The sequence below is a fragment of the Rhizobium sp. BK181 genome (assembly GCF_014193305.1).
GTDB lineage: Bacteria > Pseudomonadota > Alphaproteobacteria > Rhizobiales > Rhizobiaceae > Rhizobium.
Genome location: NZ_JACHZA010000010.1, coordinates 174,894 through 183,794 on the forward strand (window position 1 = coordinate 174,894; position 8,901 = coordinate 183,794).

18 protein-coding genes and 1 pseudogene are annotated in these 8,901 nt (G+C 58.7%); all 19 read right to left on the reverse strand.

Features of this window, described 5'->3' with window-relative positions; all coding sequences use genetic code 11:
• Positions 1 to 110 precede the first annotated feature (110 nt).
• Entirely contained in the window at positions 111 to 473 is a 363-nt protein-coding gene (gene rplR / locus FHT77_RS21340; RefSeq protein ID WP_183756876.1) for a 50S ribosomal protein L18, read from the reverse strand.
• Between the two features lie 12 nt (positions 474 to 485).
• On the reverse strand, positions 486 to 1,019 hold the full coding sequence (gene rplF, locus FHT77_RS21345) for a 50S ribosomal protein L6 (protein WP_016553559.1): 534 nt from the start codon (positions 1,017 to 1,019) through the stop codon (positions 486 to 488).
• Between the two features lie 42 nt (positions 1,020 to 1,061).
• Entirely contained in the window at positions 1,062 to 1,460 is a 399-nt protein-coding gene (gene rpsH, locus FHT77_RS21350) for a 30S ribosomal protein S8 (protein WP_183756877.1), read from the reverse strand.
• 12 nt (positions 1,461 to 1,472) lie between these two features.
• Positions 1,473 to 1,778, reverse strand: a complete 306-nt coding sequence (gene rpsN, locus FHT77_RS21355; protein ID WP_016553558.1) for a 30S ribosomal protein S14 — start codon at positions 1,776 to 1,778, stop codon at positions 1,473 to 1,475.
• Between the two features lie 32 nt (positions 1,779 to 1,810).
• Positions 1,811 to 2,368: a 50S ribosomal protein L5 gene (gene rplE / locus FHT77_RS21360; RefSeq protein ID WP_016553557.1), complete on the reverse strand. Its 558-nt coding sequence runs from the start codon at positions 2,366 to 2,368 to the stop codon at positions 1,811 to 1,813.
• Entirely contained in the window at positions 2,368 to 2,670 is a 303-nt protein-coding gene (gene rplX / locus FHT77_RS21365; protein WP_037127218.1) for a 50S ribosomal protein L24, read from the reverse strand. Before rplX ends, rplE begins: the two co-directional genes overlap by 1 nt.
• 12 nt (positions 2,671 to 2,682) lie before the next feature.
• On the reverse strand, positions 2,683 to 3,051 hold the full coding sequence (gene rplN / locus FHT77_RS21370) for a 50S ribosomal protein L14 (protein WP_007787738.1): 369 nt from the start codon (positions 3,049 to 3,051) through the stop codon (positions 2,683 to 2,685).
• A gap of 261 nt (positions 3,052 to 3,312) precedes the next feature.
• On the reverse strand, positions 3,313 to 3,552 hold the full coding sequence (rpsQ, locus tag FHT77_RS21375; RefSeq protein ID WP_007787739.1) for a 30S ribosomal protein S17: 240 nt from the start codon (positions 3,550 to 3,552) through the stop codon (positions 3,313 to 3,315).
• Positions 3,553 to 3,563: 11 nt separating this feature from the next.
• A complete protein-coding gene (gene rpmC / locus FHT77_RS21380) occupies positions 3,564 to 3,764 on the reverse strand; it encodes a 50S ribosomal protein L29 (protein WP_007531673.1) in 201 nt (66 codons plus the stop codon).
• Positions 3,765 to 3,776: 12 nt separating this feature from the next.
• Positions 3,777 to 4,190 (reverse strand): 50S ribosomal protein L16, encoded by a 414-nt coding sequence (rplP, locus tag FHT77_RS21385; RefSeq protein WP_003573792.1) that lies wholly within the window; start codon positions 4,188 to 4,190, stop codon positions 3,777 to 3,779.
• A 36-nt stretch (positions 4,191 to 4,226) separates the two neighbouring features.
• A complete protein-coding gene (gene rpsC / locus FHT77_RS21390; RefSeq protein WP_007531669.1) occupies positions 4,227 to 4,946 on the reverse strand; it encodes a 30S ribosomal protein S3 in 720 nt (239 codons plus the stop codon).
• Positions 4,946 to 5,335, reverse strand: coding sequence for a 50S ribosomal protein L22 (gene rplV / locus FHT77_RS21395; RefSeq protein WP_018857110.1), 390 nt, complete (start codon positions 5,333 to 5,335; stop codon positions 4,946 to 4,948). Before rplV ends, rpsC begins: the two co-directional genes overlap by 1 nt.
• A 2-nt stretch (positions 5,336 to 5,337) precedes the next feature.
• Complete coding sequence (gene rpsS / locus FHT77_RS21400) at positions 5,338 to 5,616, reverse strand: 30S ribosomal protein S19 (protein ID WP_007531666.1); 279 nt, start codon at positions 5,614 to 5,616, stop codon at positions 5,338 to 5,340.
• 15 nt (positions 5,617 to 5,631) lie between these two features.
• Positions 5,632 to 6,468, reverse strand: coding sequence for a 50S ribosomal protein L2 (rplB, locus tag FHT77_RS21405; RefSeq protein WP_183756878.1), 837 nt, complete (start codon positions 6,466 to 6,468; stop codon positions 5,632 to 5,634).
• 11 nt (positions 6,469 to 6,479) lie between these two features.
• On the reverse strand, positions 6,480 to 6,773 hold the full coding sequence (locus tag FHT77_RS21410) for a 50S ribosomal protein L23 (protein WP_016553551.1): 294 nt from the start codon (positions 6,771 to 6,773) through the stop codon (positions 6,480 to 6,482).
• Positions 6,770 to 7,390, reverse strand: coding sequence for a 50S ribosomal protein L4 (gene rplD, locus FHT77_RS21415; protein ID WP_016553550.1), 621 nt, complete (start codon positions 7,388 to 7,390; stop codon positions 6,770 to 6,772). Before rplD ends, FHT77_RS21410 begins: the two co-directional genes overlap by 4 nt.
• A gap of 13 nt (positions 7,391 to 7,403) precedes the next feature.
• The gene (gene rplC / locus FHT77_RS21420; protein ID WP_183756879.1) at positions 7,404 to 8,045 is read right to left on the reverse strand and encodes a 50S ribosomal protein L3; all 642 of its coding nucleotides are present in this window, start codon (positions 8,043 to 8,045) and stop codon (positions 7,404 to 7,406) included.
• 34 nt (positions 8,046 to 8,079) lie between these two features.
• A complete protein-coding gene (gene rpsJ / locus FHT77_RS21425; RefSeq protein WP_003547547.1) occupies positions 8,080 to 8,388 on the reverse strand; it encodes a 30S ribosomal protein S10 in 309 nt (102 codons plus the stop codon).
• Between the two features lie 311 nt (positions 8,389 to 8,699).
• A pseudogene (gene tuf, locus FHT77_RS21430) lies at positions 8,700 to 8,901 on the reverse strand (elongation factor Tu); the annotation flags it as partial.

Sequence of the window (8,901 nt, forward strand, 5' to 3'; positions counted from 1 at the left end):
CGGGTGCAATCGGCAAACAAAACGAGGACCGCATCGGCCTCCCCTTACGGGACGCCTGCGGTCCGGTGAGATCCGGCCGGTGCTTTTAAAGCTGCCGGCCGGAAACTTTATTAGAAGGACAGACCGCCTTCGCGGGCTGCGTCTGCCAGGGCCTTGATGCGGCCGTGGTAGATATAGGCGCCACGGTCGAATACGACGTCCTTGACGCCGGCCTTCGAGCCACGCTCAGCAACGAGCTTGCCTACGAGGGCAGCTGCTGCCGTGTCAGCACCGGTCTTCAGAGAACCGCGCAGATCCTTGTCGAGGGTCGAGGCGGACGCAAGCGTCTTACCGGCGACATCGTCAATGATCTGAGCGTAGATGTTCTTCGACGAGCGATGAACCGACAGGCGCGGACGGCCGTTGGCCACCGACTTAAGGTGACGACGCACGCGGTTGGCACGACGTGCAAGTGCTTCTTTCCTGCTAGCCATTTCGCGTGATCCTTACTTCTTCTTGCCTTCTTTGCGGACAATCCGCTCTTCGGCATACTTGACGCCCTTGCCCTTGTAGGGCTCAGGACCGCGGTATTCGCGGATTTCAGCGGCAACCTGGCCGACCTGCTGCTTGTTGATGCCGGTGACGACGATTTCCGTCGGCTTCGGCACAGCGATCGTGATGCCCTGCGGCGGCTCGTAAACAACATCATGGCTGAAGCCGAGTGCCAGCTGCAGGTTCTTGCCCTGGAGCGACGCGCGGTAACCGACGCCGTTGATTTCGAGCTTGCGCTCAAAGCCGTCCTTAACGCCCTTGAAGATGTTCTCGATCATCGTGCGGGACATGCCCCACTTTGCACGAGCATTCTTCGTCTGGGTGAGCGGCGTCACGACAACCGCATTGTTTTCGAGCTTCACGCCGACTTCGTCATTTGCGACGAAGAACAGCTCGCCCTTCGGGCCCTTAGCGGTAACCTTCTGGCCATCGACCGTAGCCGTGATCCCAGCAGGCACCTGAACGGGCTTTTTACCGATACGAGACATGTTTCAATCCTGTCTGTTCGCTATGGAGATCCTTGCTCAGCCTTAGAAGACCGAGCAAAGAACCTCGCCACCAACGTTCTGTTCGCGAGCCTGGTGATCGGCCATCACGCCCTTCGGGGTCGAAAGGATGGTGATGCCGAGGCCGTTCGCGACCTGCGGAATGGACTTGACCGAGACATAAACCCGGCGGCCCGGCTTGGACACACGGCCGATCTCGCGGATCACCGATGCGCCTTCATAGTACTTCAGCTCGATGTTGAGCTCCGACTTGCCATTGCCGAAATCGACAAGGGAATAGCCACGGATGTAGCCTTCGGACTGCAGAACATCGAGAACGCGTGCACGGAGCTTCGAAGCAGGCGTCGAAACCGACGACTTGCGGCGAGAAGCGCCGTTGCGGATGCGAGTGAGCATATCGCCCAACGGATCAGTCATTGTCATCTAACCTGCTCCTTACCAGCTCGACTTGACGATGCCCGGCACCTTGCCGAGATTGCCGAGTTCACGCAGCGCGATACGCGACATGCGCAGTTTGCGGTAGTATGCGCGCGGACGGCCCGATACTTCGCAACGGTTGCGAATGCGGGTCTTGGATCCATCGCGCGGCAGGGATGCCAGCTTGATCGAGGCCTTGAACCGGTCTTCGATCGGAAGAGCCTGGTTCATGATGATCGCCTTCAGAGCTGCGCGCTTGGCAGCCTGGTTAGCGACCGTGGTACGGCGGCGCTTGTTCTTTTCAACTGCGCTTGTCTTCGCCATGTGCGGTTCCTTTTCTACGCTCGTCGTTACGGTTACTGACGGAACGGGAAGTTGAACTCTGTCAAGAGAGCCCGCGCTTCGTCGTCCTTCGTTGCCGTCGTGCAAACGATGATGTCCATGCCCCACATCTGATCAACCTTGTCGTAGTTGATCTCAGGGAACACAATGTGCTCCTTGATGCCCATGGCGAAGTTGCCACGGCCGTCAAAGCTTTTCGGGTTCAGGCCGCGGAAGTCGCGAACGCGCGGAAGCGCGATGTTCACGAGACGGTCCAGGAACTCGTACATGCGAGCGCCGCGCAGGGTAACCTTTGCGCCGATCGGCATCTGCTCACGGACCTTGAAGCCCGCGATGGAGTTGCGTGCACGGGTGATGACCGGCTTCTGACCAGCGATAGCGGCCAGGTCAGCTGCAGCAACAGTCGGCTTCTTCGAATCAGCCGTTGCTTCACCAACACCCATGTTGATTACGATCTTGTCGAGCTTCGGGATCATCATTTCGTTGGCGTAGGAGAACTTCTCCTGCATCGCCGCACGAATGCGCTCGACATATTCCTTCTTGAGCCGCGGCTCGTACTTTGCGTCAGCCATCAGATCACCTCACCGGAACGCTTGGCCACACGGACCTTTTTGCCGTCAACAACCTTGAAACCGACGCGGGTCGGCTTGCCGTCCTTGTCGACGATCGCAACGTTGGACAGGTGAACAGCAGCTTCCTTGCTGATGATGCCGGCTTCCTGGCTCTGCGTCTGGCGCTGATGGCGCTTTACGACGTTGATGCCACGAACAACGGCACGATCTTCCTTGGGCAGAACCTGGAGGACTTCGCCAGTGCGGCCCTTGTCCTTGCCTGCGAGCATGACGACCTTGTCGCCCTTACGAATCTTTTGCATCGTTCGCGCTCCTTACAGTACTTCGGGAGCCAGCGAGATGATCTTCATGTGGTTCTTGGCGCGAAGTTCGCGCGGAACCGGTCCGAAGATACGGGTGCCGATCGGCTCTTTCTTGTTGTCGATGAGGACTGCTGCATTCGTGTCGAAGCGGATGATGGAACCATCAACGCGACGGATTTCCTTGGCGGTACGAACGACCACCGCCTTCATCACGTCACCCTTCTTCACGCGGCCGCGCGGGATCGCTTCCTTGATCGAAACGACGATAACGTCGCCGATCCCGGCATACTTGCGCTTCGAGCCGCCCAGCACCTTGATGCACATGACACGACGTGCGCCGGAATTATCCGCCACGTCGAGGTTTGTTTGCATCTGAATCATATCAGGTCGCCTTTTTGGTTTACCGGAATGGTTGGGCTAGAAGCCCCCTTCCCCGGCTTATGAAAATTGTCAGCCGGCCGCTTGCCACGAGGGCAGGCGAAAACACGGCATAGCTTGAATAGCGCGGGATCGATCGTGCCAGGGTGGTTTCCCCAATGGGACCTTCCGTGCGCTCAAAGCAAAAGAACGCTCGACGAACGAGCGTTCTGACGCTGCTTCATACAGATATTTCCGCGAGACGCAAGGCCTCGCGCAAAAATCTTACTTGGCCTGGGCGGAAACGACCGTCCAACGCTTGTCCTTGGAGATCGGCGCGCATTCCTCGATGGATACGGTATCGCCGATCTTGTACTGATTGTTTTCGTCGTGGGCCTTGTACTTCTTGGAACGACGAACGGTCTTCTGGAGCAGCGGGTGAGCGAAACGACGCTCAACGCGAACTACGACAGTCTTCTCGTTCTTGTCGCCAACGACAACGCCCTGCAGAATGCGCTTCGGCATGATGTTTTCCTTTACGCCTTTGCTTCTGCCGCCTTCTGGCGGGCAATGGTTTTCACGCGGGCGATGTCCTTGCGGACTTCGTTGATGCGCGAGGACTTTTCCAGCTGACCGGTTGCCTTCTGGAAGCGCAGGTTGAACTGCTCCTTCTTCAGGTCGGCGAGCTTGTCCTTGAGCTGGTCGGCCGTGAGGCCGCGTACTTCTTCGGCTTTCATCTGCCTTGCTCCTTACTCTGCAATGCGCTGAACGAAGCGCGTCTTGACCGAGAGCTTGGCAGAGCCGAGGCGAAGCGCTTCACGAGCGATTTCTTCGCTGACGCCGTCGATTTCGAACATCATACGGCCTGGCTTGACCTTGCATGCCCAGTATTCGACAGAGCCCTTGCCCTTACCCATACGGACTTCGGTCGGCTTTGCGGTTACCGGAACATCCGGGAACACGCGGATCCATACACGGCCGGCGCGCTTCATGTAGCGCGTGATCGCGCGGCGGGCCGCTTCGATCTCGCGTGCATTGACGCGGTTCGGCTCTTGAGCCTTAAGGCCGAATTCACCGAAGGCCAGGTCAGAACCACCCTTGGCGACGCCCTTGATGCGGCCCTTGAATTGCTTGCGGTACTTGGTACGCTTTGGCTGCAACATTTTCTTATTCTCCGAACTTATCTGCCACCAACGCTATTAAGCGTTGTCGCGGCGACGATCGCGATCACGGCTTGCCGGACCCTGAGCGTCACCCTCGAGTGCGCGGCGCTCGGAGGCCATCGGATCGTGCTCAAGGATTTCGCCCTTGAAGATCCAAACCTTGATGCCGCAGATGCCAAAAGCGGTTTCCGCTTCAGCTGTGCCGTAGTCGATGTCAGCGCGCAGCGTGTGCAGCGGAACGCGACCTTCGCGGTACCATTCCGTACGAGCGATTTCAGCACCGCCGAGACGGCCTGCGCAGGTGATCTTGATGCCTTCGGCGCCAAGACGCATTGCAGACTGAACGGCACGCTTCATGGCGCGACGGAAAGCAACACGACGCTCAAGCTGCTGAGCGATCGACTGTGCGACGAGCGTAGCGTCGACTTCCGGCTTGCGAACTTCAACAATGTTGAGGTGCGTCTCGGAATTCGTCATCTCCGACAGCTTCTTGCGGAGCTTGTCGATGTCTGCGCCCTTCTTGCCGATGATCAGGCCCGGACGAGCCGAGTGGATCGTAACGCGGCACTTCTTGTGCGGACGCTCGATGACCACCTTGGCGATACCAGCCTGCTTCAGTTCGCTCATGACGAACTTGCGCATCTTCAGGTCTTCGTGCAGCAGCTGACCGTACTCGGCATTGTCCGCGAACCAGCGGCTATCCCAGGTACGGTTGATGCCAAGACGGAAACCGATTGGATTAATTTTCTGACCCATTATGCGGCCTCCTCTTGTGCCTGCACTTCGCGGACAACGATCGTCAGGTGCGCAAACGGCCTCTCGATGCGAGAAGCGCGGCCGCGGCCACGAGCGTGGAAACGCTTCATGACGATCGACTTGCCGACATAGGCTTCGGCGACGACCAGGGAATCGACGTCGAGGTCGTGGTTGTTCTCGGCGTTGGCGATCGCAGATTCGAGCGTCTTCTTGACGGCGCCTGCGATGCGCTTGCGGGAGAATTCCAGCTCAGCGAGTGCACGATCGACCTTCTTGCCACGGATAACCGCGGCAACGAGGTTGAGCTTCTGTGGGCTGACGCGGAGCGTGCGGGCGACTGCTTGCGCCTCGTTGTCCTTCAGCCGGCGTTCGGCTTTTGCCTTGCCCATTGTTACTTCCTCTTTGCCTTCTTGTCCGCACCGTGACCGTAGTAGGTCCGGGTCGGAGAGAATTCACCGAATTTGTGACCGACCATGTCTTCATTGACGCTGACCGGAACATGCTTGCTGCCGTTGTAGACGCCGAAGGTGAGACCGACGAATTGCGGCAGGATCGTGGAGCGACGGCTCCAGATCTTGATTACTTCTGCACGTCCGCCTTCACGAACCTTCTCAGCCTTCTTGAGAAGATAGCCGTCAACGAACGGACCTTTCCATACTGAACGAGCCATTGGAGACTTCCTCTCTTACTTCTTACGCTGATGACGCGAGCGCATGATCATCTTATCGGTCGACTTGTTCGACCGCGTGCGCTTGCCCTTGGTCGGCTTGCCCCACGGAGTAACCGGGTGACGACCACCAGAGGTACGGCCTTCACCACCGCCGTGCGGATGGTCAACAGGGTTCATGACAACACCGCGGTTATGCGGACGCTTGCCGCGCCAAACCGTACGACCGGCCTTGCCGTCGTTGATGTTGGCATGGTCAGGGTTCGAAACCGCACCGATCGAAGCAAGGCAGGAGCCAGGAACGAGGCGCTGTTCGCCGGAGTTCAGGCGAAGGATCGCCAGACCCGCGTCGCGACCGACGAGCTGTGCGTAACCGCCAGCCGAACGTGCGATCTGACCACCCTTGCCCGGCTTCATTTCCACGTTGTGGATGATGGAGCCGACCGGGATGTACTGCAGCGGCATGGTGTTGCCGGGCTTCACGTCGACAGCCTTCTCCGAGGAGATGACCTTGTCGCCGGCAGCAAGGCGCTGCGGAGCGAGGATGTAGGCCTGTTCGCCGTCGGCGTAGGATACGAGCGCGATGAACGCGGTGCGGTTCGGATCGTATTCGATACGCTCGACCGTGCCTTCGACGTCGAACTTGCGACGCTTGAAGTCGATCAGACGATAGGTACGCTTGTGACCGCCGCCGATGAAGCGGGCAGTGATACGGCCGAGGTTGTTACGACCGCCGCTCTTGGTCAGACCTTCCGTCAGCGCCTTGACCGGCTTGCCCTTATAGAGGCCGGAACGGTCGACGATGACCAGCTGACGCTGGCTCGGGGTCGTAGGATTGAATGTTTTCAATGCCATTGTTTAATTCCTCAGAGACCGGTGGAGACGTCGATCGTCTGGCCTTCAGCCAGCGTCACGACAGCCTTCTTCACGTCCTGCTGCTTGCCGACAAAACCCTTAAAACGCTTGGTCTTGCCCTTGCGGAGCAGCGTGTTGACGGCCGTGACCTTGACGCCGAAGAGCGCCTCGACTGCAGCCTTGATTTCCGGCTTCGACGCCTTCTTGGCGACATTGAAAACAACCTGGTTGTTTTCCGATACCAGCGTGGACTTTTCGGTGATCGCCGGCGAGACGATCACATCATAGTGGCGAAGGTCGGTCACTTGAAACGCTCCTCTAGAGCTTCAACGGCAGCCTTGGAAAGCACGAGCTTGCCGCGGCGCACGATGTCATAAACGTTGATGCCCTGGATCGGCAGAACATCGATGTTCGGGATGTTCTGTGCTGCGAGCTTGAAGTTGCCATCAAGTTCAGCGCCGCCGATGAAGAGCGCGTTGGTCAGGCCGAGCGTCTCGAAAGTCGATGCCAGTGCCTTGGTCTTTGCTTCTGCAGCAACCAGGCTGTCGATGATAATGACATCGTCGGACTTCAGCTTGGCCGAGAGGGCGTGACGCAGACCGAGAGCGCGAACCTTCTTCGGAAGGTCGTGTTCGTGGCTGCGAGCGACCGGGCCGTGAGCCTTACCACCGCCGCGGAACTGCGGAGCGCGAGCCGAATGGTGACGAGCGCGGCCCGTACCCTTCTGCTTGTACATCTTGGCGCCGGTGCGCGAAACGTCCGCGCGGCCCTTTGCCTGGTGCGTGCCCTGCTGCTTCTTGGCAAGCTGCCAGCGAATAACGCGGGCGAGAATGTCTTCGCGGGGCTCAAGGCCGAAAATCGCGTCAGAAAGAGAAACCTTCCCTGCGTCTTTTCCCTCGAGGGTCTTGACGTTGAATTCCATTGGTCCGGCTCCCTTACTTCGCTGCCGACTTGACGGCATCGCGCACGATGATCCAGGCACCCTTGGAACCGGGTACTGCACCCTTGATCAGGATCAGACCACGATCTTCGTCGGTCGAAACCACTTCAAGGTTCTGAGTCGTTACGCGCGTCTGGCCCATGTGACCAGCCATCTTCTTGTTCTTGAAAACCCTGCCCGGGTCCTGGCGCTGACCGGTAGAACCGTGCGAGCGGTGCGAAACCGAGTTACCGTGAGTGGCGCGGCCACCGGCAAAATTGTGACGCTTCATAACGCCGGCAAAGCCCTTACCGATCGTCGTACCCGTCACATCGACGAGCTGACCAGCGGCGAAGTGACCAGCCTTAAGCTCGGTGCCAACCTCGAGGAGATTGTCTTCCGTGACGCGGAATTCCGTCAGCTTGGCCTTCGGCTCAACGTTGGCAACAGCAAAGTTACCACGCATTGCCTTCGACGTATTCTTGACCTTTACCGTGCCAGCACCGAGCTGGACTGCGGCGTAGCCGTTCTTTTCGACAGTGCGCTGGGCCACAACCTGGCAGCCATCCAGACGCAGTACTGTTACCGGGACATGTTCGCCAGCGTCGTTGTAGACGCGGGTCATGCCCACCTTCTGTGCAATCACACCTGAACGCATCGGTTCAATCCTTCCAAATCCGCTCGAGCAAGGCTCAGAGCTTGATCTCAACATCGACACCGGCGGCGAGATCGAGCTTCATCAGCGCGTCTACCGTCTGCGGGGTCGGATCTACGATGTCGAGGAGGCGCTTATGCGTGCGCATCTCGAACTGCTCGCGGCTCTTCTTGTCGATGTGTGGGGACCGGTTGACCGTAAACTTCTCGATGCGAGTCGGAAGCGGAACGGGGCCCCGGACGCTGGCGCCGGTGCGCTTCGCCGTCGACACGATCTCGCGCGTCGAAGCGTCGAGAATGCGGTGATCGAACGCCTTCAGGCGAATGCGGATATTTTGGCCGTTCATTCGACGTTATCCTTGTGTTTGTTATCCTGCGCGCCCTTCGGGTAGGCACAGGCTGTTCTTATTCCTAAGGCGGACCACCGGTTTCAAAGATCGAGAGAGGCTCCGGGTTACCGTGCCCCTATCCAGTCTTCAGGCCTTTCAGCCCACCTTATTGTTTGCTGTAGTCACCCGCTTCAACGAGCGAAGCAGGGCGCAAATAGCGCTCGCGCGCCATGTGCAACATTTTCTTGTAATAAGCAAGCGGCCAAAGCCACTTGCTTCATAATATTGTCATCGAAGCGGCCACCCGGTTGAGGTGGCCGCTGCGAAGATTACTCGACGATCGAGGCGACGATGCCGGCGCCGACGGTACGACCGCCTTCGCGGATCGCGAAGCGCAGCTTTTCTTCCATCGCGATCGGAACGATCAGCTCGACGGCAACCGTGACGTTGTCGCCAGGCATAACCATTTCCGTGCCTTCCGGAAGCGTCACGATGCCGGTCACGTCCGTCGTGCGGAAGTAGAACTGCGGA